This is a genomic window from Streptomyces sp. NPDC006925 (genome assembly GCF_042869575.1).
GTDB lineage: Bacteria > Actinomycetota > Actinomycetes > Streptomycetales > Streptomycetaceae > Streptomyces.
The window spans coordinates 127,736-149,895 of record NZ_JBIAGB010000013.1 but is presented as its reverse complement, the minus strand read 5'-3'; the positions used below and the strand labels follow the sequence as shown (position 1 = coordinate 149,895).

Here is a 22,160-nt window from a genome sequence, read left to right as displayed (position 1 = left end):
GGTGCATGTGTCCTCCGTCCGCGTGCCCCTAGCCTGCGAAGTGCCAGACACCCGTTCCTCCCGAGGAGTGCGCTATGACCGGAAAGACAGAACTGTCCGGAGGGCCTTCCCTCCCCCAGGAGCGGCGTGTGGTCACCGCTGTCCCCGGGCCCGTGTCGCAGGAGCTGATGGCCCGCAAGCAGGCCTCGGTCGCCAACGGCATCGGGACGGTGCTGCCGGTCTTCGCGCGCCGCGCCGGCGGCGGCGTCCTGGAGGACGTGGACGGCAACTCCTTCATCGACTTCGGCTCCGGTATCGCCGTGACCTCGGTCGGCAACAGCGCCGAGGCGGTCGTGCGCCGGGCGACGGAGCAGCTCAACGACTTCACCCACACCTGCGCGATGGTCGTTCCCTACGAGCCCTACGTGCGGGTCTGCGAGGAGCTGGCCGCGGTCACCCCGGGCGACCATGCCAAGAAGAGCGCGCTGTTCAACTCCGGCGCCGAGGCGGTGGAGAACGCCGTCAAGATCGCCCGCGCGCACACCGGCCGCCAGGCCGTCGTGGTGTTCGACCACGGCTACCACGGCCGCACCAACCTGACGATGGCGCTCACCTCGAAGAACATGCCGTACAAGCACAGCTTCGGCCCGTTCGCGCCCGAGGTCTACCGCGTCCCGGTCGCCTACCCCTACCGCTGGCTGACCGGCCCGGAGAACTGCGCCGAGGAGGCAGCCGCCCAGGCGATCGACCAGATCACCAAGCAGATCGGCCCGGACAACGTCGCCGCGATCATCATCGAACCGGTGCTGGGCGAGGGCGGCTTCATCGTCCCGGCCAAGGGCTTCCTGCCGCGCGTCCAGCAGTTCGCGCGGGACAACGGCATCGTCTTCGTCGCGGACGAGATCCAGTCCGGCTTCTGCCGCACCGGCCAGTGGTTCGCCTGCGAGGACGAGGGCCTCGTGCCCGACCTGATCACCACCGCGAAGGGCATCGCGGGCGGCATGCCGCTCGCCGCGGTCACCGGCCGGGCCGACATCATGGACGCTGCGCACAGCGGCGGCCTGGGCGGCACCTACGGCGGCAACCCGGTGGCGTGCGCGGCGGCGCTCGGGTCGATCGAGACGATGCGCGAGCTCGACCTTCCCGCCAAGGCCCGGCGCATCGAGGAGATCATGAAGCCGCGGCTGGAGAAGCTGGCGGAGAGCTCGGAGATCATCGGCGATGTCCGCGGCCGGGGCGCCATGCTCGCCGTCGAGCTGGTGAAGCCGGGCGGCAAGGAGCCCAACCCGGAGGCCACCGCCGCGCTCGCGAAGGCCTGCCACCAGCAGGGCCTGCTCGTCCTGACGACCGGCACCTACGGCAACGTCGTACGCTTCCTGCCGCCGCTGGTCATCGGCGAGGACCTGCTCAACGAGGGCCTGGACGTCCTGGAGGAGGCAGTCGCCGGCCTGTGAGGGCCGAGGGCTCCCAGAGCCCTTCTGAACGAGCCGTCGGCCGGTTCTTCCCACCGGTCGGCGGCTCACGGCGTTTCGGCCGAACGGCGCGCCGCGCGCGCCACCGCGCCGGGAGACGGGGAGGACCGGCCGCCCCGCGCGACCGGTCCTCCCCGCGACCGCGTCCGGGCCCGGTAGCGTGGCCGGGACGCGCGCGTACCGGCGCCGCGTACCGCCCGAGCAGGCGGTGACCAGCAGGGGAGCAGCACCGGTGAAGAATGTGTGCGGGGCCGATGTCCGGTGCGTAATGCGCCTGTCGGGGCCCGAGCCGCTGCCGTACGGTTTCTGGAGTCGCCGGGAGGCGCGGAGGGCCACCTCCGGGTTCCCGGTCCGAGCCGGTCGCTCCCCAAGACAGGCCCGGTCGTGCCCTCGCGCACGTTCCTCACCGATCGGATAGCCGCTTGTCCCACACCCCCCGGGACCGGCGGGAACCCGGTCGACACGGCCGCCCTGGAACTGTCCCCCCGGTTCCCGGGCGGCCGGCCACGCTCACACCCCCTCCGGGCTCCGGAGCACCGCGCCGTCGTCGTCCGCTGCTGATGTCGGCCTGCGGCCTGTGCGCTCTCGTACTGCTTCTGGGCACCTGGCAGGTGCTGGTGGAGGGCGCGCTGGTGGGCCGGGACGAGGAGCTGGGCGCGGCCGTGCGCCGGGCGGCGCCCCCGCAGGTGCCGGCCGAGGCGCTCTCGGATCTGGGCAATCCGGAGGTGGCGCTGCCGTTGCTCGCCGCCGCGATGGCGCTGGCGCTGCTGCGTTCGGGAGGCCGCCGCTGGTGGCCGGTGGCCTGCTACGGGGCGGTCGTGGCGCTGATGGTTCCCCTTGTGCTGGGCCTGAAGGTGTGGACGGACCGCGCCGGTCCGTCCGGCGGTGGGGGCTTCTATCCGTCGGGGCACGCCGCCACCACGGCGGCGGCGCTCGGCGGCGCGCTGCTCCTGCTGAGCGGCGGGCTCTCCCGTGCCGCACGCCGTGCGGCGGGGGCGCTGGTCGCCGCCCTGGTCGTCGGGAACGGCCTCGGGCTGGTGTGGCGGGGGTACCACTGGCCGCTGGATGTGCTGGCGGGCTGGTGTCTGAGCGTGCTGCTGCTGTGTGCGGCCTGCACGGCCGCACACCGGCCGGGGCCCGGCGCCCGCCTGCCGCACACCGAGCGGAACCAGCCGCACGGCAGCGGGATGCCGACCGACCGGAGCCCACCGCGCACCCGCCGTACGCCGCCGGCCGCGAGCTGACGTACGGCGGGCACCCTCCCGTGGACGCAGGCGGCACCGTCAGCTGTCGAAGCCCATGCCCACCTTGTCCATGGCCTTCAGCCACAGGTTGCGCCGTCCGGCATGCGCGTCGGAGCGGGCCAGCGACCACTGGGTGAGGCCGATCCCGGCCCAGCGGACCGGCTCCGGCGGGAACGGGAGCGGCTTCTTGCGCACCATCCGCAGTGCGGTGCGCTCGGTGCGCTCGCCCGCGAGCAGGTCGAGCATGACCTCGGCACCGAACCGAGTGGCACCGACGCCGAGCCCGGTGAAGCCCGCGGCGTAGCCGACGCGGCCGTCGGCTGCGGTGCCGAAGAACGGGGAGAAGCGCGAGCAGGTGTCGATGACGCCGCCCCAGCTGTGGGTGAAGCGCACTCCCTCGAGTTGCGGGAAGCAGCGGAAGAAATGCTGGGCGAGCTTGGCGAAGGTCTCGGGTCGCTGATGGTAGTCGCGGGAGATCCGGCTGCCGTAGTGGTAGAGGACGTCGTAGCCGCCCCACAGGATGCGGTTGTCCGTGGTGATCCGGAAGTAGTGGAAGTGGTTGGCGCTGTCGCTGAGGCCCTGGCGGTTGTGCCAGTTGATCGCCGCCCGCTGCTGCTCGTCGAGCGGTTCGGTCATCAGCGCGTAGTCGTAGACGGGGGCGATGTAGGGCCGCACCCGGCGCAGCAGGGAGGGGAAGGCGTTGGTGCCCAGGGCGACGCTGCGGGCGCGCACCCGGCCGTAGGGGGTGCCGACGGTGATCTGGGCGCCGCGGGTGTCCAGCCGGGTCGCGGGGGTGTGTTCGTGGATGCGGACGCCGGCCTGTTCGCAGGCGCGCTTGAGCCCCCAGGCGAGGCGAGCGGGGTTGACCATGGCGACTCCGGTGCGGTCCCAGAGTCCGGCCAGGAAGGTCGGCGAGTCGGCCTCGGCGCGTACCGCGTCCCGGTCGAGCAGGGTCAGCCCGTCGCCCACGCCGAGTGCCCCGGCCTGCTGCGCCCATTCCTCCAGTTCGGCGACCTGGTGGGGCTCGGTGGCCAGGGAGATTTCGCCGGTGCGCTCGAAGTCGCAGTCGATGGCGTAGCGGGAGACGGCTTCCTCGATGGCGTCCAGGTTGCGCCGGCCCAAGCGTTCGAGTTCGGTGATCTCCTCGGGCCAGCGGGCGAGGCCATTGCCGAAACCGTGGGTGAGCGAGGCCGCGCAGAAGCCGCCGTTGCGTCCTGAGGCGGCCCAGCCGACCTCCTCGCTCTCGACGAGCACCACGTCGCGGGCGGGGTCCCGTTCCTTGGCGAGCAGTGCGGTCCACAGGCCGCTGTAGCCGCCTCCCACCACCAGCAGGTCGCAGTGCTCGTAGCCGACGAGTGCCGGGTGGCGCTCGGGGCGGTGGGCCGGGTCGTCCAGCCAGAAGGGGGTGGGCTGGGCGTCGGCGAGGGAGCGGAGGGCAACGGGAGCAGCCACGGCGTCACTCATGGTCATCGGCTCCTCGTCGTACTCGGGTGTGCGGTCCCGGTGTCGTTCATGGTCGTCCTTCTTAGGGTGCCCCGCGCGGCACACGGCAGGGGTGGCGCCGGGTCGTACGTCCGGCGCGGGGCCGGGCAGGGTGGTCGGAGCGCCGGCGCTGGTCGCGGGCAGTGCACCGGAGTGCGATGGTCAGGGCTTTCCGCGGCGGCCGGCCGCGAGCTGCCCTACCAGGACGATCACCAGCGCCAGCCCGAACATCGCCGAGCCGATCACGTTGACCTGCACCGGGACCCCGCGTTGTGCCGCGCCCCAGACGAACATGGGGAAGGTGACCGTCGAGGGACCCGCGTTGAACTGGGTGATGATGAAGTCGTCGAACGACAGGGCGAAGCTGAGCATGGCGCCGGAGGCGATTCCCGGTGCGGCGAGCGGCAGGGTGACGCGCCAGAACGTCTGGAAGGGTCCCGCGTAGAGGTCGCGGGCGGCTTCCTCCAGACGGGGGTCCATGCTCATCACCCGGGCCTTGACGGCGACCACGACGAAGCTCAGGCAGAACATGACGTGCGCGATCAGAATCGTCATGAACCCGAATTCGACGCGGGTGTTGAGGAAGAGCGTGCCGAGCGAGGCGCCCATCACGACTTCGGGCATGGCCATCGGCAGGAAGATCAGTGCGTTGGTGGTGCTCTTGCCCCGGAAGCGGTATCGCGCCAGTGCGAAGGCGGCGAACGTGCCGAAGGCCGTGGCGATCAGTGTGGCCAGCGCCGCGATCTGCAGGCTGAGCCCCAGCGCGTTGCACATCCCGGCGACGCTGCAGGGGTCGGTCCAGGCGTCGGTGGAGAAGGTGCGCCAGGTGTAGTTGAAGCGGCCGGCCGGCTTGTTGAAGGAGAACAGCAGGACGACCAGGTTGGGCACCAGCAGATAGGCCAGGGCCGCGCATCCCACCAGGACGACGGCGTTCCGGCGCAGCAGCCGCAGTGCGGCGGCGAGCGGCCCGGGGCGGGCCGCAGCAGGCGCAGCCGGGGCCGAAGCAGAGGTCGGGGACATCAGACGAGTTCCTCCGTTCCCGCCTTGCGCAGGTAGCCGCTGACCATGATCAGGATGAGCGCCATCAGGATGAAGGACATCGCTGCCGCCGTCGGGTAGTCGAGAACGTTCAGGAACTGCTTCTGGATGGCGTTGCCGACCATCTGCTCGTTGGGCGATCCCAGGAGCTGGGCGTTGATGTAGTCGCCGGATGCCGGGATGAAGGTGAGCAGCGTGCCCGCGACCACACCGGGGAGCGAGAGCGGGAAGGTCACCTTCCGGAACGTCGTCGACGGCGTGGCGTACAGGTCCTGGGCTGCTTCGAGCAGCGAGGTGTCCATCCGCTCCAGGGAGCTGTAGAGCGGCAGGATCATGAACGGCAGGAAGTTGTACGTCAGCCCGCAGACCACGGCGAGCGGGGTGGCCAGAACGCGGTCGTCACCGGTCAGTCCCAGCCAACTGGTCACATCCAGGATGTGCAGGGAGCTCAGGACGGCCACGACCGGGCCGCCGTCGGAGAGGATCGTCTTCCAGGCCAGGGTACGGATGAGGAAGCTGGTGAAGAACGGCGCGATCACCAGGACCAGGAGCAGATTGCGCCAGCGCCCGGCCCGGACGGCGATCATGTACGCCAGCGGATAGCCGATGAGCAGGCACAGTGTCGTCGCGACGGCCGCGTAGCCGAACGAGCGGAGGAAGTGTTCGCCGTAGGTGCCCAGCGCGTCGGTGTAGTTCGAGAACTGCCAGGTGACGCGGAAGCCCTCCTCCAGCGAGCCGCTCTGCACCGAGGTGGATGCCTGGTAGAAGAGCGGGGCGACGAAGAAGACCGCGAGCCAGAGACCGGCGGGCAGCAGCAGCCAGTACGGGGTCAGCCCGCGCCGCGACCGCCGGCCGCCGGCTGCGGAGTCCGCGGTACCGGGATCCTGGCCGGTGCCCGGCGCCGCACCGGGCGCGGGGCCGGTGGGCGGGGGTGTGGCCACGGCGGTCACAGGGCCTCCTCCCCCGCGCGCGCGTCCTGGTCCGCGTCCAGCGCGAAGGTGTGAGCGGGTCGCCAGTGCAGTACGACGTGCGCGCCCGGCGCGAGTCGGCTGTCGCGCTCCACGTTCTGCTCGTAGACGGTGAGTTCGCAGGTCGGGGTCTCGACGAGGTACTGCCAGGAGACGCCCAGGTAGCTGGCTTCCCGGATCCGGCCGGTGAGCCGGTTTCGGCCGTCGGGTACCTCCGGCGGGACCGTGCCCGTCTCGTCGGTGCGGGCGAGGGAGATCTTCTCCGGCCGCACGCCGACCAGCACTCTGCCGCCCGGGTGCAGGCCCTCGGCGGAACAGCGGGCCACGGGCAGCCGGAGCGGGGCGCCGGTCTCCACCACCTCGACCCGCACCTCGGTGCCGTCTCCGGCGCCGTCCGGGGAACTGTTCGCGGCACCCGCCTCCGTCGCCTCGCCGCCGGGCACGGCGGCGCCGGAGAGCAGTTCGGCCTCGATCAGGTTGGAGGTGCCCAGGAAGTTGGCGACGAAGGTGGAGCGCGGGTTCTCGTACAGCTCGGCGGGCGGCCCGAGTTGGACGACGCGTCCGCCGTGCATCACGGCGACGCCGTCGGCCATGGTCATGGCCTCTTCCTGGTCGTGGGTGACGTGCACGAAGGTGATGCCGACCTCGGTCTGGATGCGCTTGAGCTCGAGTTGCATCTGGCGGCGCAGCTTCAGGTCCAGGGCGCCCAGCGGCTCGTCCAGGAGCAGGACCTGGGGGCGGTTGATCAGGGCCCGGGCGAGGGCGACGCGCTGCTGCTGTCCGCCGGAGAGCTGCCGGGGTCTGCGGCGGGCCATGTCACCGAGCTGGACGAGGTCGAGCATCTCCGTGACCCGCTTGCGTACCGACTTCACCCCGCGGCGGCGCAGTCCGAAGGCGATGTTCTCGGCGACGTCCAGGTGCGGGAAGAGCGCGTAGTTCTGGAAGACGGTGTTGACGGGGCGTTTGTGGGGCGGGAGGTGGGTGATGTCCTCGTCGCCCAGCAGGATGCTGCCGGAGGTCGGCTCCTCCAGTCCCGCGATCATGCGCAGTGTGGTGGTCTTGCCGCAGCCGGAGGCGCCCAGCAGGGCGAAGAACGTCCCCTCGGGAACGGTGAGGTCGAGCGGCTGGACGGCGGTGACGTCGCCGAAGGTCTTGCTGATACCGGAAAGAGTGATGGTCATGGCCGGTCCTCGGGGATGCGGGCTGGCGCGGACAGGGACGCGGGCGGCTCAGGCCCCGATGAGCTTGGAGAACTTCCCCTCGTAGCGGGCTTCTTCCTTGGCGCTCATCGGCCGGAAGTTCTTTCCCTTGGCGATCATTCGCGCGTCGGGGAAGATCAGCGGAGCGTCGGCCAGCTCTTTGTCGATCTTCTCCATCTCGGCCTGGGCGCCGGTGACCGGGCAGATGTAGTTGACCCAGGCGGCCAGCTCGGCGGCCTCCTTGGGCCGGTAGTAATAGTCGATCAGTGCCTCGGCATTGCTGCGGTGCCGGGCCTTGGCGGGAACGAGCAGGTCGTCCGTGCCGAAGAGGTATCCCTTGTCGGGGACGGCGAACTCCACGTCCGGGTTGTCGAGCTGGAGCTGTACGACGTCGCCGGCCCACGCCAGGCAGGCGGCGATGTCACCGGAGTTGAGTTCGTCCATGTAGTCGTTGCCGCTGAAGCGTCGCAGCTGTCTGCGGTCGACGGCCCTCTGGATGCGGGCGACGGCGGCGTCGAAGTCGTCCGCCGAGAAGTGCTCGGAGTCGACGCCCATGTCGAGCATGGTCAGCCCGATGGTGTCGGTCATCTCCGTCAGCATGGATATCCGGCCCTTGAGGGAATCGTCCTCCAGCAGTTGGGTGACGCTGGTGACCTTCTTCCCCTTGGTGGCCTTCTTGTTGTACGCGACGACGCAGGCCGTGCCCGCCCACGGGTAGCTGTACTGCCGTCCGGGGTCGTGGGCGGCCGCGCGGAAACGGTCCTCCAGGTTGGTGACGGCGTGCGGCAGGTTCGCCGGATCCAGGCGCTGCGCCCAGCCCTGCCGGATGATGCGGCCGGCCATCCAGTCGGTGAGGCACACCAGGTCGCGGCCGGTGTCCTGGCCTGCGGCGAGCTGCGGCTTGATCTTGCCGTAGAACTCGTTGTTGTCGTTGATGTCCTCGATGTACTTCACCTTGATCCCGCTCTCGCGCTCGAAGCGGTCGAGAGTGGGACGCTTCTTCTTGTTCTTCTCGTCGACGTCGATGTACAGGGGCCAGTTGGCGAAGTTGAGGACCTTCTCCTCGCGGGAGTGGTCGGGAGCGTCCTCGGGCGCGTTGCCGCTCTTGTTGCCCGCCGCGGGCGGGATTCCGCACGCGGCGAGGGTGGAGCCGGCCGCGGCGAGGGAGGCGGCGCGCAGCAGCCGGCGCCGGGACATCGCGGCGCGGCCACCGGTCAGACTGCGTTCCCACGCCTTGGCGACGGGCTCCGGCAGTCCTTCGAACAGGTCCATGGGGGACCGCCTTCCTGGGAGGGGGCGGGGCGGGATCGGGGTCGGGCACCCCGGGGCGGCGGTGGGTGCTGCCGGCGCAGGCCGGGGCGTCAGCGGTCGCCGAAGACCGTACGGTGCCAGTCCTTGCGCACGGTGCCGGTCGTCTCCGCCATCACGTGCTTGATCTGGGTGTACTCCTCGAACGAGAAGGCGGACATGTCCTTGCCGTAGCCGGACGCCTTGTATCCGCCGTGCGGCATCTCGCTGATGATCGGGATGTGGTCGTTGAGCCACACGCAGCCGGCCTGGAGCTCTCGCGCGGCGCGCCCGGTGCGGAAGACCGACCGGCTCCAGGCGGAGGCGGCGAGCCCGTAGGGCGTGTCGTTGGCCAGCGCGATCCCCTCGTCGTCGGTGTCGAAGGGCAGTACGACGAGCACCGGGCCGAAGATCTCCTGCTGGACGGCCTCGCTGTCCTGCGGTGCGTCGGTGAGGAGCGTCGGACGGTAGTAGGCGCCGCGGGCGAGTTCTCCGCCTGGCGCCTCGCCCCCGGTGACGACCGTGGCGTAGGAGCGGGCCCGGTCGACGAAGCCGGCCACCCGGTCGCGTTGTGTATGGGAGATCAGCGGGCCCAGGTCCGTGTCCGCCGCGAACGGGTCGCCGACGCGCACCTCGTTCATCAGTTCGGCGACAGCGCCCACGAAAGCGTCGTAGAGCGGGCGCTGGACGTAGGCGCGGGTCGCCGCTGTGCAGTCCTGACCGCTGTTGATCAGGGCGCCCGCGACCGCGCCGTGTGCCGCCGCGGCCAGGTCCGCGTCGTCGAACACCAGGAACGGCGCCTTGCCGCCGAGTTCGAGGTGCAGGCGCTTGGCGGGACGGGAGGCGGTGGTGGCGATCTCGGCCACCCGCCTGCCGACGGCCGTGGAGCCGGTGAAGGAGGTCATGGCCACCCCGGGGTGGGCGACGAGCGCCTCGCCCGCCTCCGGCCCGGCGCCGGTGACGATGTTGATCACCCCGGCCGGGACCCCCGCCTCCTCCGCGGCCTGCGCGAACATCACGGAGGTGAGGGGCGTGAGCTCGGAGGGCTTGAGGACGATGGTGTTGCCCGCCGCGACGGCCGGGAGGATCTTCCAGGCCGCCATCTGCAGCGGGTAGTTCCACGGAGCGATGGAGCCGATGACGCCCAGCGGCTCCCGCCGGACGGAGGAGGTGTGCTCCCCGCTGTACTCGGCGGCCGCCGCACCGGCGAGGTGGCGGGCGGCGCCCGCGAAGAAGGCGACGTTGTCGAAGGAGCCCGGGACGTCGAACTCGGCGGAGAGCTTGAGCGGTTTGCCGCACTGCAGCGATTCGGCGTACACGAATTCGTCGGTCAGTTCGGCGAGCCGGGCGGCCCAGCGGTGCATGGCCTCCGAGCGCTCGGCGGGAGTGGCGCCCGCCCAGCCGGGGAAGGCCGCGCGGGCGGCGCGGACCGCCGCGTCGACGTCGGCCACGCCGGCCAGCTCGAACCGGTGGACCTCCTCGCCCGTCGCGGGGTCCACGATGGCGTGCGAGCGGCCCGACGTGCCGGGGCCGAGCCTGCCGGCGACGTACTGGGCGCCTGCGGCGAACCGCTCGGACACATCGAAGCGCTGGACCATCGGGACTCCTGACCACTGCGGGGTGCGGCGTGCTCCGGCAGCTCCGCGGCACGGTGCGCATGATGCGGCACCGTGGCACAGGCCGCTGTTGGCAGCAGATCCTGACAGGGCTTTGCGCATCCAACAAGGGATTCCGTAGTTATCTTTTGATTACGCCACGGAATCGATACTCCCGTCGGGCCTCTACCTCTTGCTGAGGCCCCGCGCGGGCGAGGCGAGGCAAGACAAGGGGCGGCCTTCCGCGGAGTGCGGAAGGCCGCCCCTTGTCGTGCTGCTCGGGAAGTCCGCTCAGCGCACCGCCGCGACCGGCGCACGGGCGCCCCGCGCGTCGAAGGAGCCGCCGTCACCACCCCCCGGCCCGCCGCCGGAATCGTCCGACCAGAGCGTCAGGCCGAGGATCAGGAACGTGCTGACGAGCACCGCCAGCGCCAGTCCGACGATACCGAGGACGAACCCCGCCGTCGCCTGCCCGCTGCCGCCCTGCTCCCCCCTGGCCACCGCGCGCCGCGCGCTGACGCCGAGGACCAGCGCGACCGGGGAGGAGAGGACGGCGAGGAAACTTCCCCAGCAGGTGAGGACCAGCACCACGCTGCCGATACCGACCACCATGGCGGCCACGGATTTGCCGACCGGCGGCGGCGGTCCGTACCAGCCGTACGGCGCGTAGGCTCCCGAGCCGTAGCCGCCGCCGGGCTGGGCGCCGTAGCCCGGATATCCGCCCGTCGTGCCGTACCCCGGTGGCCCGCCGCCGTAGCCGCCCTGCGGCCCCGGCGCCGCGGGCCCGCCCTGTGGGTACCCCGCCGCGGGCGGTACGCCGTAGGAGCGGCCCGGGCCGTCCGGCGCCGGGGGTATCGGAGGCGGCTTCCCGCTCCCCTGACCGTCGTCGCTCCCCCCGCTCGGCTGCCCGGGCGCTCCGGCAGGCGGCAGCGGTCCCGCCCCCTTGTCCATCGCGTCCCCTCTCCTTCCGCATGGTCCCTTCACTTCATGCTATGCGGCAGCTCGGACACCACGTCCGGCACCGGGGCGCCTACGATGACCGGGACCGCAACGGAGCCGGAGGCACCCCTTGTCCGAATCCTCAGATCTGGCCGCCTTCATCGCGGGGCTGCCCAAGGCAGAGCTGCATGTGCACCATGTCGGCTCCGCCTCGCCGCGGATCGTGGCCGAACTCGCGGCCCGCCATCCGGAGGCGGGCGTGCCGACGGACCCCGAGGCCCTCGCCGACTACTTCACGTTCACCGACTTCGCGCACTTCATCCAGGTCTACCTCTCGGTCGTGGACCTGGTCAGGGACGCCGAGGACGTACGCCTGCTGACCTACGAGATCGCCCGCGACATGGCGCGGCAGTCGATCCGGTACGCGGAACTGACCGTGACGCCCTACAGCTCCGTGAGCCGCGGCATCCCCGACGGCGCCTTCCTGGAGGCCATCGAGGACGCCCGCCGCTCCGCCGAGCGGGAACTGGGCGTGGTGCTGCGCTGGACCTTCGACATCCCGGGCGAGGCGGGACTGGAGGCGGCCGAGGAGACGACGCGGATCGCCACCGCGTTGGCCCCGGACGGGCTGGTCTCCTTCGGGCTCGGCGGTCCGGAGATCGGGGTGCCCCGCCCGCAGTTCAAGCCCTACTTCGACCGGGCACTGGCCACCGGGCTGCACAGCGTCCCGCACGCGGGGGAGACGACGGGTCCGGGCACGATCTGGGACGCGCTCACCTCGCTGCGGGCCGAGCGCATCGGCCACGGCACCAGCGCCGTCCAGGACCCGCGGCTGCTGGAGCACCTGGCCGAGCGCGGGATTCCGCTGGAGGTCTGTCCGACCTCGAACATCGCGACCCGCGCGGTGGAGTCCCTGGCCGACCACCCCGTCGCCGAGATGGTCAAGGCCGGGGTGCTGGTCACCATCAACAGCGACGACCCGCCGATGTTCGGCACCGACCTCAACACCGAGTACGGCATCGCGGCGAAGCTGCTGGGCCTGGACGCGGCGGGTGTGGCGGCGCTGGCCAGGAACGCGGTGCGGGTGTCCTTCCTGGACGAGGGCGGCAAGGCCCGGCTGTGCGAGGAGATCGACGCCCACCTGGCAGCCTGGCAGCGTACGGGGTGACCGGAGAGGCGGCCGGAACGGACCGGCCTGCGGCTTCCTCCGGCCGCAGGCCGGCCGCGGTGGCGCACCGGGGCGCCCCCTGGGCGGCGCGCGAGAACACCCTGCCGTCCTTCCGAGCCGCAGTGGCCGCGGGGGCCGACGCCGTGGAGCTGGATGTACGACTCACCCGGGACGGGGTGCCCGTGGTGCTGCACGACCGCACCCTGGAGCGGCTGTGGGGGCTCGACACCGCCGTGGCCGCGGTCACCCGTGAGCGGCTGACGGCGCTGGCTCCCGGCGTCCCTTCGCTCTGCGACGCGCTCGCGGCCACCAGCGAGGTCCGCACCCTGGTCGATCTGCCCGATCCCGGTGCGGTGGCGGCCGCTGTCGCAGCCGTGCGGGCCGCGGACGCGGCCGGCCGCGTCTACTTCTGCGGCGGCCCGGAGGCGATGCGGCGGGTGCGCGCCGTGTCGCCGGGCGCCGAGTTGGCGCTCACCTGGGAGCGCGCGGCTCCGGTGCGGCCGACGCTGCTCGCGGAGCTGCGGCCGCGCTGGCTGAACTACCGCTTCGGGCTGCTCACCCCGGAGCTGGTCGACCGCGCGCACGCGGACGGGCGGCTGGTCTCCGCGTGGACGGCCGACCGGGTACGCACCATGCGCAGGCTCGCCGCGCTGGGGGTCGACGGGATCACCACCAACCACGTCGCGCGGCTGGTGCGCGCGCTGGACAGCCCGCGGCGCGCACGGAGTTGGCGCACGCCTGTTACATGAACCGGCTTCCGGAGGACGTCGGCGGGTGATTGGCTCTTGTCCGCTCGCTACGCACTCGTGAATGGAACCACCGTGATCATCTTCGGTACCAGCAGCAAGCTGATGCAGCTCGCCATGCTCAACCTGCTCTGCGGATTCTGCGGCAACCCGGCCGCGCACGCGCTGCGGAAGCGGGTGACGAAGTTCTCGCTCTTCTTCATCCCGCTGTTCCCGATCGCACCCGCGAAGCACTCCCTCCAGTGCACCTTCTGCGGTGCACACACCGAGATCTCCAAGGAGAGCGCCGAGCAGATGCTGGGCCAGGCCCAGGGCGCGGCGCCGGCCGCGGGTGCGGCTCCGCAGGCGGTGGCCGGTGTTCCGCAGCAGCCGGGCGCGCACGGCCAGAACCCCTTCGCGGACCGCGGGCCGCAGAACCCGTACCAGTCCTGAAGCCCCGAGTCCGGTCCCGGTCCGCTCCGGCGGGAGCCGCCCGGACGGCGGGCAGGCCCGCACCCCGGTCGGGGTGCGGGCCTGTCGCGGCTGCGGCCGTGGCCCGGCGGCGGAGACGGCCGCCGCCACCGCCGGGTCGGCTCACAGCGCCGTCATGACGTGCTTGACCCGCGTGTAGTCCTCCAGCCCGTACATCGACAGGTCCTTGCCGTAGCCGGACTTCTTGAATCCGCCGTGCGGCATCTCGGCGACGAGCGGGATGTGGGTGTTGATCCACACGCAGCCGAAGTCCAGGACCCTGGACATCCGCATGGCGGTGCCGTGGTCGGTGGTCCACACCGAGGACGCCAGCGCGTACTCCACGTCGTTGGCCCACCCGACCGCCTGCGCCTCGTCGGTGAACTTCTGGACGGTGATCACCGGTCCGAAGACCTCGTTCTGGATGATCTCGTCGTCCTGCTTGAGGCCGGAGACGACGGTGGGGGCGTAGAAGTAGCCCTTGTCGCCGACCCGCTCGCCGCCCGCCTCGACCTTGGCGTGCGCGGGGAGGCGGTCGATGAAGCCCGCCACCTTCTCCAGGTGGGTCGGGTTGTTCAGCGGGCCGTAGAAGCAGTCCTCGTCGCTCAGGTCGCCGGTCTTCACCTCGGCCGCGGCCTTGGCCAGCGCCTGCACGAACTCGTCGTGGACGCCCTCCTGGACGAGCACCCGGGTGGCCGCGGTGCAGTCCTGGCCGGCGTTGAAGAAGCCGCCGTCGCGGATGCCCTCGACGGCCGCCGGGATGTCGGCGTCGTCGAAGACGACGCAGGGGGCCTTGCCGCCCAGCTCCAGGTGGACGCGCTTGAGGTCCTTCGCGCCGCTGGCGGCCACCTCCATGCCGGCCCGCACCGAGCCGGTGATGGAGGCCATCGCCGGGGTCTTGTGCTCGACGAGCAGCCGCCCGGTGTCCCGGTCGCCGCACACCACGTTGAAGACGCCCTTGGGCAGGATCGCGCCCATCACCTCGGCCAGGAAGACCGTCGAGGCCGGGGTGGTGTCCGAGGGCTTGAGCACGACCGTGTTGCCCGCCGCGAGAGCCGGGGCGAACTTCCACACGGCCATCATCGCCGGGTAGTTCCACGGGGCGACCTGGGCGCACACGCCGATCGGCTCGCGCCGCACGAACGAGGTCAGGCCCTCCATGTACTCGCCCGCCGCCTTGCCGTCGAGCATCCGGGCCGCTCCCGCGAAGAAGCGGATCTGGTCGAGCATCATCGGCAGCTCCTCCTGCCGGGTCAGCTCCAGCGGCTTGCCGCAGTTCTCGCACTCGGCGGCGAGGAACTCGTCGGCGCGCGCCTCCAGCGCGTCGGCGATCTTGAGGATGGCCTGCTGGCGGGTGCCGGGCGTGGCGTCCCGCCAGGCGGGGAAGGCGGCCTCGGCGGCGGCCATCGCGGCGTCGACGTCGGCGGCGCCGGACAGCGGCGCCGTGGCGTACGCCTCACCCGTCGCCGGGTTGACCACCTCGGTGGTCCGGCCGTCCGCGGCGTCCCTGAACTCCCCGTCGATGTAGTTGCGCAGTCGACGCAGCTCGGTGGTCACTTCGCACCCCTCCTGCTCCGTTGTCCAATGGGTGAGACCGCCACCCTAACCGGCCGAGCAACGTTTTCGATACGCCCACCGCCACTGAACAACGGAATCAGTGCTTAGTCAGTCGATTGGCTGCGGATTACATCGCTCAAGGGTTGCGGGACGGCGGATGTCTCATGCACAGTGGCACCCGTGGCTCGCGACTCGAAGAAGACAGCAGGCTCCTCGTCCCTGGATGCCGTGTCCCTGGCAATCATCGAACAGCTCCAGGAGGACGGACGGCGCCCGTACGCCGCCATCGGCAAGGCCGTCGGGCTTTCCGAGGCGGCCGTGCGGCAGCGCGTCCAGAAACTCCAGGAGCAGGGCGTCATGCAGATCGTCGCCGTGACCGATCCGCTCACCGTCGGCTTCATGCGCCAGGCGATGCTCGGCATCACGGTCGACGGGGACGTCGAACCGGTCGCCGACGCGCTCGCCGGAATCGACGAGGTCGACTACGTCGTGATCGCGGCGGGCTCGTTCGACCTGCTCGTCGAGATCGTGTGCCACGACGACGACCATCTCCTCGAACTGATCAACAAACGCATCCGGACCCTGCCGGGCGTGCGCTCGACGGAGAGCTTCGTCTACCTCAAGCTGCGCAAGCAGACCTACACATGGGGAACGCGATAACAGTGAGCAAGGACCTCTCCCGCACCGCCAACGACCACCTGTGGATGCACTTCACCCGCATGTCGTCGTACCAGAACGCGCCGGTTCCGACGATCGCCCGCGGCGAGGGCGTCTACATCTACGACACCGACGGCAAGCGCTACCTCGACGGTCTGGCGGGCCTGTTCGTCGTACAGGCGGGACACGGCCGCGCCGAACTGGCCGAGGCCGCCACCAAGCAGGCCCAGGACCTCGCCTTCTTCCCCATCTGGTCCTATGCGCACCCCAAGGCCGTCGAGCTGGCCGAGCGCCTCGCGCAGCACGCCCCGGGCGACCTGAACAAGGTCTTCTTCACCACCGGCGGCGGCGAGGCCGTCGAGACGGCGTGGAAGCTGGCCAAGCAGTACCACAAGCTGACCGGCAACCCGCTCAAGCACAAGGTCATCTCCCGCGCCGTCGCCTACCACGGCACCCCGCAGGGTGCCCTCGCCATCACCGGCCTGCCCGCGCTCAAGGCCCCCTACGAGCCGCTGGTCCCCGGCGCGCACAAGGTGCCCAACACCAACATCTACCGCGCCCCGATCCACGGCGACGACCCCGAGGCGTTCGGCCGCTGGGCCGCCGACCAGATCGAGCAGCAGATCCTCTTCGAGGGCCCGGAGACCGTGGCCGCGGTCTTCCTGGAGCCGGTGCAGAACGCGGGCGGCTGCTTCCCGCCGCCGCCCGGATACTTCCAGCGGGTCCGGGAGATCTGCGACCAGTACGACGTGCTGCTCGTGTCGGACGAGGTGATCTGCGCCTTCGGACGGCTGGGCACCGTCTTCGCCTGCGACAAGTTCGGCTACGTACCCGACATCATCACCTGCGCCAAGGGCATGACCTCCGGCTACTCGCCGATAGGGGCCGCGGTCATCTCCGACCGGATCGCCGAGCCCTTCTACCACGGTGACAGCACCTTCCTGCACGGGTACACCTTCGGCGGCCACCCGGTCTCGGCCGCGGTCGCGCTGGCCAACCTCGACATCTTCGAGCGCGAGGGCCTCAACCAGCACGTGCTCGACAACGAGGCCGACTTCCTCAGCACCTTGCAGAAGCTGCACGACCTGCCCATAGTCGGCGACGTGCGGGGAAACGGATTCTTCTACGGCATCGAACTCGTCAAGGACAAGGCCACCAAGGAGACGTTCACCGAGGAGGAGTCCGAGCGCGTCCTGTACGGCTTCCTGTCCAAGGCGCTCTTCGAGAACGGCCTCTACTGCCGCGCCGACGACCGGGGCGACCCGGTCGTCCAGCTCGCCCCGCCGCTGATCTCCGACCAGAAGGTCTTCGACGAGGCCGAGCAGATTCTCCGCTCCGTCCTCACGGAGGCGTGGACGAAGCTCTGAGCCGCACCCGCGGCGCGACACCTTCGGGAGCACCGCACAGGGCCGCACGAGGGGTGGGGGCATCGATCCAGTGACCGATGCCCCCGCCCCTCGTTTCACCCTCCAGAGGGAATGACGGCTCGCGATGTTGAGTGGAGGTGCCCCATGGCCGCCCCGCCGGACGACGTGCTCTGGGCGCGAGGACTGCACTACGCCCACGACGGCTCACCCGCGCTGCAGGGCGTCTCGCTCGGCGTCCGGGAAGGCGAGATCCTCGCCGTCACAGGGCCGCGGGGCAGCGGGAAGACCACACTGCTGCGCTGCATGTCCGGCCAGGTGCTGCCGGACCAGGGCGAGGTGTGGTTCAACAGCGCTCCCGTGCACACCCTCGGCCGGGCAGCGCGCGAGCGGCTGCGGCTGCACCGCTTCGGCTGGATCGACAGCACCCCGCGTCTCATCCCCGAACTGACCGCCTGGGAGAACGCCGCGCTCCCCCTCCTGCTGCAGGGCGACGGATACCGCACGGCTCGCAGCACGGCATGCTCCTGGCTGGAGCGGCTGGACGTCGCGGACTGCGCCGGAAAGCGACCGCCCACGCTCCGCCAGGCCCAGCGCCAGCGCATCGCCGTGGCCCGGGCGCTGGTCCACTCCCCCACGGTGCTCTTCGCCGACGAGCCCACGGCACCGCTGCACCAGACCGACCGCGCCCAGGTGCTGCGGGCGCTCAGCGCCGCCGCCCGCTCGCAGGGCATCACGGTCCTCCTCGCCGGGCACGACTTCGCACTCGACCAGGCGGCACGCACCGCGGAGGCGACCGGTGCCGCGCTCGCCGACCGCATCGTCGCCCTCGCCGACGGCCGCCGGGCACGCACCCCCGCGCCCGGCGGGCCGGCCGCAGTGTCCGCAGGACCGGAAGGCGCGGCAGCGTGCTCACTCTCCGTCTGACGCTCACCGCGACGCCCGCGGCGCTGCTGCTCCGCCTGCTGCTGGTGTGCGCCTCCGCCGGCGGCGGCCTGCTGCTGCTCGCCGCGCTCTCCTACGCCCTGGAGCACCCCGGCCACCGGGCGGCCGTCCTGATGCGACTGCTGTGGTGCCTGATCCCGCTCGCCGCCACCGCGCACCTGGCCGCGGTCCTCGGGCGCACCGAACCGCGGGCCGAGACCCGGCTCGGCCTGCACGCCGCCGGGCTGGGGCCCGCCCGGCTGCCGCTGCTGGCCGCACGCACCGCAGCGGTACCCGGCCTGGCGGGCAGCGCGCTGACGCTGCTGCTGACCGTACGGGGAGGCGTCGAGAGCGCGAGCGGCTCGCTGTCGGTACTGAACCTGCCCCGCCCGTCGGCCCTGCTGCCGCTGCAGGGTCCCCCGCTCCCCGTCCCCGCCGCCGTGACGCTGCTGAGCGCGCTCCCGGTGGTGGCCGCCCTCGCGGCCGCCTGGGGTGCCCGGCCCGGCGCCGCCGCACCCGCGCCCCCGGACACCCGGCGCTTCGCGGACAGCCGCCGGGACGCGGCCCGGCGGCGGGACGGTACGGGCACCTCGCGCCGCGCCGGACTGCTGCGCAGCGCCCTGCACACAGTCTCCGGCCTGCTGACCGGCGCTGCGGGCCTGCTGCTGGCGGCGCATGCGGCGCGCGGCACCGGCCGCGGCGCCTGGGACCCGGCGGAATCCCCCGGCGCCGGGGCGGGCTCGCCGTTCGCCGCCGGGTGGGCCCTCGTCGCAGTGGGCCTGGTGGTGGCCGGCCCCGGGCTGGTGGCGTTGAGCGGTCATCTGCTGGGCGCCGCGCGACCGGGCCCGGTGCGGCTGCTGGCCGGCCGCTCCTTGGTCCGCGAAGCGGCCTTCGTCGGGCGCCCGCTGGGTGCGCTGAGCGCGGTGGCCGCGGCGCTGCTGGCGGTCTTCCGGGCCCACCTGACCGGGGCGGGGGTGCCCGCTCCGGGCCCGCTGGTGGGGCTCGCCGCAGCCCTGACCGGATGCTGCGCGGTCGCGGCCGGGCTGGCGGCGCTCGCCCGGGTCCGGCGCGCCCGTGCCCCTGTGCGGGAGCTCCTGGACCGGCTCGGGGCGCCGCGGCAACTGGGCCGGGGTGTGGCGCTGCTGCGGGCCGCTGCCGTAGCGGCGGTGTGCGCGCCGCTCGTGGCGGCTGCCGGGCTGTTCACGGCGGTGCCTCCGGGCTGACCGCTCCTGCGGCTACCGGGTCCGGCCCGAGCCGGGCGAAGGGCCGCGTCCCGGGCTCGCCTTCCGCGGCGCGGGGGTGTGGCGTGCGTCCGGAGCGCCGTGCGGGGCCCCCAGGGCGACCACCTCCCGCGGGTCGAAGACGACCCCCACCTCGGCTCCCTCCTGCGGCGCGTCCCGCAGCGTGCAGGCGGCCTCCAGAGGCGGTCCCGCGTCCGGACGCAGCAGCACGGTGACCGTGGAGGCGTCCCCGCCGCGGAACGTGCGCGCCTCCACCGTGCAGCGCAGCCCCTCCCCAGGCTCGCGCAGCAGCACACCGCCGGGGCGCACGAGCACGTGGCCGCCGCCCCGCGGGGTGCCGTCCGGAACGGGCAGCTGCCCCCAGACCGTGTCCGCGGTTGTGCCGTCGACGGTGGCCGGGGTGATGTTGTCGAAGCCCAGGAAGCGGGCGACGAACTCGGAGGCGGGGCGCTGCCAGACCTCCAGCGGGGTGCCCGCCTGGGCGATGCGGCCACGCTCCATCACCACGACCCGGTCGGCGAGCGCGAACGCCTCCCCATGGTCGTGGGTGACGGCGAGCACCGTCGTACCCAGCCTGCGGAACAGGCCGCGCAGCTCGACGACGAGGCGCTCGCGCAGTCCGCGGTCGAGCTGGCCCAGCGGCTCGTCCAGCATCAGCAGCCTCGGCTCCGGAGCCAGCGCGCGGGCCAGCGCGACCCGCTGCTGCTCGCCGCCGGAGAGCGCGGTCACCGCCCGTCGCCCCGCGCCCGGCAGCCCCACCAGGTCCAGCAGTTCGGCGACCCGGCGGTCGGCCTCGGCGCGGCCCATGCGGTGCATACGCGGTCCGAAGCCGATGTTTCCGGCGACGTCGCGCTGCGGGAAGAGCTGGTGGTCCTGGAACATCAGGCCGACGCCCCGCCGGTGCGGCGGCACGCCGGTCTGGTCCTGCCCCGACAGCAGCACCCGGCCGCTGCGGACCTCCTGCAGCCCCGCGACGACGCGCAGGAGGGTGGACTTGCCGCTGCCGCTGGGCCCCAGGACGCAGACCGTCTCGTGTGCGGCCACCTCCAGGTCGACCGCGTCCAGCGCGGTCCGCTCGCCGAAGCTCACGGTCACTCCGTCCAGCCGCAGCATCTACAACTCCCTCCGGCCGTCGGTTCGCACCCGCTCCAGCGCGAGCAGTACCCCCGCGCAGACGAGCATGAGAAGCGTGCTCAAGGCCATGGCCTGGCCGTAATGTGCCTCCCCGGCCCGCCCCAGCATCCGGGCCACCGCGACCGGCAGGGTGGGCGCGTCGGGCCGGGCGATGAACACGGTCGCGCCGAACTCGCCCAGCGAGACGGTGAAGGCGAACCCGGCGGCTACCAGGAGCGCGCGGCGCACCAGCGGGAAGTCGACCTCCCGCCAGGCCCGCAGCGGGGAGGCGCCCAGCACGGCCGCGGTCTCGCGCAGCCGCACGTCCACGGCACGCAGCACCGGCAGCATGGTGCGGATGACGAACGGCACGCCGACCAGTGCCTGGGCCAGCGGCACCAGGATCCAGCTCGACCGCAGATCCAGCGGCGGCTCGTCCAGCGCGACGAGGAAGCCGAAGCCGACGGTGACGGCGGAGGTGCCCAGCGGGAGCATCAGCAGCGCGTCGAAGCCCCGCACCAGCCGACCGGCCCGCCGGGTGAGGGCGGCGGCGGCCAGCCCGCCCACCACCAGGGCGATGGCCGTCGCCACGGCGGCGTAGGCCAGTGAGTTGCCGATGGCCTCGACGGGCGCGACGACGAAGGTCGCGCTGTCGGAGTGGGCGCCCAGCGCGCGGAAGAAGCCGAGGCCGTATCCGTCGGGTCCGTCGAGTGCCCGCTGGACCAGCACGAGCAGCGGGACGACCGTCAGCACGAGCATCACGCCCAGCACGGTGCCCACCGTCGTCCACTGTCCGGGCCTTGCCGGACGGCGGGCGGTGTGCTCCGCGGGTACGAGGCTGAGCGCGCTCTCGCGCTTGCGCAGCGCCCAGGCGTGCACGGCCAGCAGGGCGGCGACGGCGGCGAGTTGGGTGAGCGTCAGCACGGCGGCGGTCGGCAGGTCCAGCAGGGTGGCGGTCTGCCGGTAGATCTCGACCTCCAGCGTGGCGTATCGCGGCCCGCCCAGGACCTGGATGACGCCGAAGCTGGTGAAGGTGAACAGGAAGACGATCAGCGCGGCGGCCGCCACGGACGGCGCCAGCGCGGGCAGGGTGACCCGCCGCCAGGCGGTGAACCGGCCGGCGCCCAAAACGCGTGCGGCCTCCTCCTGGCGCGGGTCGAGCTGCGACCACAGGCTGCCGACGGTGCGCACGACAACCGCGTAGTTGAAGAAAACGTGCGCGAGCAGGATCGCCCACACGCTGGTGTCCAGCCGTACCCCGAACCAGACGTCCAGTGCTCCCCCACGCCCGGCCAGCGCGAGGAAGGCGGAGCCGACGACGACTGTCGGCAGCACGAACGGCACCGTCACCACGGCGCGCAGCAGCCGCTTGCCCGGAAAGTCGAACCGCGCGAACACGTAGGCGCCGGGAAGGGCCAGCGCGAGAGTGAGCACGGTGGAGACCCCGGCCTGCCACAGCGTGAACCAGAGCACCCGGAGGATGTCGGGATCGCCGAGCACCTGGACGATCCGGCCGGACTGCCAGCTGCCGCCCTCGTGCAGCCCCCGGAAGACGATCGCGGCCACCGGGTAGCCGAAGAAGAGCGCGAAGAACGCCGCCGGGACGGCCATCAGTGCGAGCCGCACGCCGGTGCCGCCGCCGCGGTTCGCGGCGGCGGACGGTCGCGCGGTGGGGCCGTCCGGGGCGCCGGGAGTCACCGGCCCCTCCGGAGAGTCCGGGAGGGCCCGGGCCGCGGC

Annotated in this window: 19 protein-coding genes; 9 read left to right on the top strand and 10 right to left on the bottom strand. The window is 72.3% G+C overall.

Translation table 11 applies throughout. The annotated features are described in order from the left end of the window. Positions 1–74 precede the first annotated feature (74 nt). Positions 75–1,433, top strand: a complete 1,359-nt coding sequence (gene gabT / locus ACFYNS_RS19345) for a 4-aminobutyrate--2-oxoglutarate transaminase (protein ID WP_360301266.1) — start codon at positions 75–77, stop codon at positions 1,431–1,433. A gap of 578 nt (positions 1,434–2,011) precedes the next feature. Then, positions 2,012–2,695, top strand: coding sequence for a phosphatase PAP2 family protein (locus tag ACFYNS_RS19340; protein WP_360301263.1), 684 nt, complete (start codon positions 2,012–2,014; stop codon positions 2,693–2,695). Positions 2,696–2,734: 39 nt separating this feature from the next. Here ACFYNS_RS19340 and ACFYNS_RS19335 read toward each other — a convergent pair whose 3' ends face one another. The 7 genes from ACFYNS_RS19335 to ACFYNS_RS19305 all read right to left on the bottom strand — a co-directional run bounded on the left by ACFYNS_RS19335 (position 2,735) and on the right by ACFYNS_RS19305 (position 11,215). Then, entirely contained in the window at positions 2,735–4,165 is a 1,431-nt protein-coding gene (locus ACFYNS_RS19335) for an NAD(P)/FAD-dependent oxidoreductase (RefSeq protein ID WP_388604043.1), read from the bottom strand. 174 nt (positions 4,166–4,339) lie between these two features. Beyond that, complete coding sequence (locus ACFYNS_RS19330) at positions 4,340–5,197, bottom strand: ABC transporter permease (RefSeq protein ID WP_388604041.1); 858 nt, start codon at positions 5,195–5,197, stop codon at positions 4,340–4,342. Next, a complete protein-coding gene (locus ACFYNS_RS19325; RefSeq protein ID WP_388604038.1) occupies positions 5,197–6,165 on the bottom strand; it encodes an ABC transporter permease in 969 nt (322 codons plus the stop codon). Before ACFYNS_RS19325 ends, ACFYNS_RS19330 begins: the two co-directional genes overlap by 1 nt. Beyond that, positions 6,162–7,364 (bottom strand): ABC transporter ATP-binding protein, encoded by a 1,203-nt coding sequence (locus ACFYNS_RS19320; RefSeq protein WP_388604035.1) that lies wholly within the window; start codon positions 7,362–7,364, stop codon positions 6,162–6,164. The genes ACFYNS_RS19325 and ACFYNS_RS19320 overlap by 4 nt, the downstream gene beginning before the upstream one ends. Positions 7,365–7,412: 48 nt before the next feature. Then, a complete protein-coding gene (locus ACFYNS_RS19315; RefSeq protein ID WP_388604032.1) occupies positions 7,413–8,654 on the bottom strand; it encodes a spermidine/putrescine ABC transporter substrate-binding protein in 1,242 nt (413 codons plus the stop codon). A gap of 89 nt (positions 8,655–8,743) precedes the next feature. After that, the gene (locus ACFYNS_RS19310; RefSeq protein WP_388604031.1) at positions 8,744–10,267 is read right to left on the bottom strand and encodes an aminobutyraldehyde dehydrogenase; all 1,524 of its coding nucleotides are present in this window, start codon (positions 10,265–10,267) and stop codon (positions 8,744–8,746) included. Positions 10,268–10,555: 288 nt separating this feature from the next. Further along, on the bottom strand, positions 10,556–11,215 hold the full coding sequence (locus tag ACFYNS_RS19305; RefSeq protein WP_388604029.1) for a DUF4190 domain-containing protein: 660 nt from the start codon (positions 11,213–11,215) through the stop codon (positions 10,556–10,558). 118 nt (positions 11,216–11,333) lie between these two features. Here ACFYNS_RS19305 and ACFYNS_RS19300 point away from each other — a divergent pair, with 118 nt between their 5' ends. The 3 genes from ACFYNS_RS19300 (at position 11,334) to ACFYNS_RS19290 (ending at position 13,549) form a co-directional block, all read left to right on the top strand. Beyond that, positions 11,334–12,371, top strand: a complete 1,038-nt coding sequence (locus ACFYNS_RS19300; protein ID WP_360302608.1) for an adenosine deaminase — start codon at positions 11,334–11,336, stop codon at positions 12,369–12,371. Continuing rightward, positions 12,368–13,120, top strand: coding sequence for a glycerophosphodiester phosphodiesterase (locus ACFYNS_RS19295; RefSeq protein ID WP_388604027.1), 753 nt, complete (start codon positions 12,368–12,370; stop codon positions 13,118–13,120). Before ACFYNS_RS19300 ends, ACFYNS_RS19295 begins: the two co-directional genes overlap by 4 nt. Positions 13,121–13,192: 72 nt before the next feature. Next, positions 13,193–13,549 carry a zinc-ribbon domain-containing protein gene (locus ACFYNS_RS19290; protein WP_360302602.1) on the top strand — a complete coding sequence of 119 codons (357 nt, stop codon included), beginning with the start codon at positions 13,193–13,195 and terminating at the stop codon, positions 13,547–13,549. 141 nt (positions 13,550–13,690) lie between these two features. Here ACFYNS_RS19290 and ACFYNS_RS19285 read toward each other — a convergent pair whose 3' ends face one another. Further along, positions 13,691–15,124, bottom strand: coding sequence for a gamma-aminobutyraldehyde dehydrogenase (locus ACFYNS_RS19285; protein WP_388604025.1), 1,434 nt, complete (start codon positions 15,122–15,124; stop codon positions 13,691–13,693). A gap of 171 nt (positions 15,125–15,295) precedes the next feature. On the opposite strand from ACFYNS_RS19285, the gene ACFYNS_RS19280 reads away from it, so the two are divergent. The 4 genes from ACFYNS_RS19280 (at position 15,296) to ACFYNS_RS19265 (ending at position 19,292) form a co-directional block, all read left to right on the top strand. Then, complete coding sequence (locus ACFYNS_RS19280; protein ID WP_388604023.1) at positions 15,296–15,784, top strand: Lrp/AsnC family transcriptional regulator; 489 nt, start codon at positions 15,296–15,298, stop codon at positions 15,782–15,784. After that, positions 15,769–17,148, top strand: coding sequence for an aspartate aminotransferase family protein (locus ACFYNS_RS19275; protein WP_388604021.1), 1,380 nt, complete (start codon positions 15,769–15,771; stop codon positions 17,146–17,148). The genes ACFYNS_RS19280 and ACFYNS_RS19275 overlap by 16 nt, the downstream gene beginning before the upstream one ends. Before the next feature lie 144 nt (positions 17,149–17,292). Continuing rightward, the gene (locus ACFYNS_RS19270) at positions 17,293–18,072 is read left to right on the top strand and encodes an ABC transporter ATP-binding protein (protein WP_388604019.1); all 780 of its coding nucleotides are present in this window, start codon (positions 17,293–17,295) and stop codon (positions 18,070–18,072) included. Next, the gene (locus ACFYNS_RS19265) at positions 18,054–19,292 is read left to right on the top strand and encodes a hypothetical protein (protein ID WP_388604017.1); all 1,239 of its coding nucleotides are present in this window, start codon (positions 18,054–18,056) and stop codon (positions 19,290–19,292) included. The genes ACFYNS_RS19270 and ACFYNS_RS19265 overlap by 19 nt, the downstream gene beginning before the upstream one ends. Before the next feature lie 12 nt (positions 19,293–19,304). Here ACFYNS_RS19265 and ACFYNS_RS19260 read toward each other — a convergent pair whose 3' ends face one another. Both ACFYNS_RS19260 and ACFYNS_RS19255 read right to left on the bottom strand, forming a co-directional pair. Continuing rightward, positions 19,305–20,423 (bottom strand): ABC transporter ATP-binding protein, encoded by a 1,119-nt coding sequence (locus tag ACFYNS_RS19260; protein ID WP_360300933.1) that lies wholly within the window; start codon positions 20,421–20,423, stop codon positions 19,305–19,307. After that, on the bottom strand, positions 20,424–22,034 hold the full coding sequence (locus tag ACFYNS_RS19255) for an iron ABC transporter permease (RefSeq protein WP_360300937.1): 1,611 nt from the start codon (positions 22,032–22,034) through the stop codon (positions 20,424–20,426). Positions 22,035–22,160 lie beyond the last annotated feature (126 nt).

Excerpts from the sequence above, each read along its gene's own strand:
- ACFYNS_RS19315 (WP_388604032.1), bottom strand. The coding sequence starts at position 8,654 with ATGGACCTGTTCGAAGGACTGCCGGAGCCCGTCGCCAAGGCGTGGGAA.
- ACFYNS_RS19310 (WP_388604031.1), bottom strand. The coding sequence starts at position 10,267 with ATGGTCCAGCGCTTCGATGTGTCCGAGCGGTTCGCCGCAGGCGCCCAG.
- gabT (WP_360301266.1), top strand. The coding sequence starts at position 75 with ATGACCGGAAAGACAGAACTGTCCGGAGGGCCTTCCCTCCCCCAGGAG.
- ACFYNS_RS19320 (WP_388604035.1), bottom strand. The coding sequence starts at position 7,364 with ATGACCATCACTCTTTCCGGTATCAGCAAGACCTTCGGCGACGTCACC.
- ACFYNS_RS19335 (WP_388604043.1), bottom strand. The coding sequence starts at position 4,165 with ATGACCATGAGTGACGCCGTGGCTGCTCCCGTTGCCCTCCGCTCCCTC.
- ACFYNS_RS19340 (WP_360301263.1), top strand. The coding sequence starts at position 2,012 with ATGTCGGCCTGCGGCCTGTGCGCTCTCGTACTGCTTCTGGGCACCTGG.
- ACFYNS_RS19330 (WP_388604041.1), bottom strand. The coding sequence starts at position 5,197 with ATGTCCCCGACCTCTGCTTCGGCCCCGGCTGCGCCTGCTGCGGCCCGC.
- ACFYNS_RS19255 (WP_360300937.1), bottom strand. The coding sequence starts at position 22,034 with ATGGCCGTCCCGGCGGCGTTCTTCGCGCTCTTCTTCGGCTACCCGGTG.
- ACFYNS_RS19275 (WP_388604021.1), top strand. The coding sequence starts at position 15,769 with ATGGGGAACGCGATAACAGTGAGCAAGGACCTCTCCCGCACCGCCAAC.
- ACFYNS_RS19305 (WP_388604029.1), bottom strand. The coding sequence starts at position 11,215 with ATGGACAAGGGGGCGGGACCGCTGCCGCCTGCCGGAGCGCCCGGGCAG.
- ACFYNS_RS19260 (WP_360300933.1), bottom strand. The coding sequence starts at position 20,423 with ATGCTGCGGCTGGACGGAGTGACCGTGAGCTTCGGCGAGCGGACCGCG.
- ACFYNS_RS19270 (WP_388604019.1), top strand. The coding sequence starts at position 17,293 with ATGGCCGCCCCGCCGGACGACGTGCTCTGGGCGCGAGGACTGCACTAC.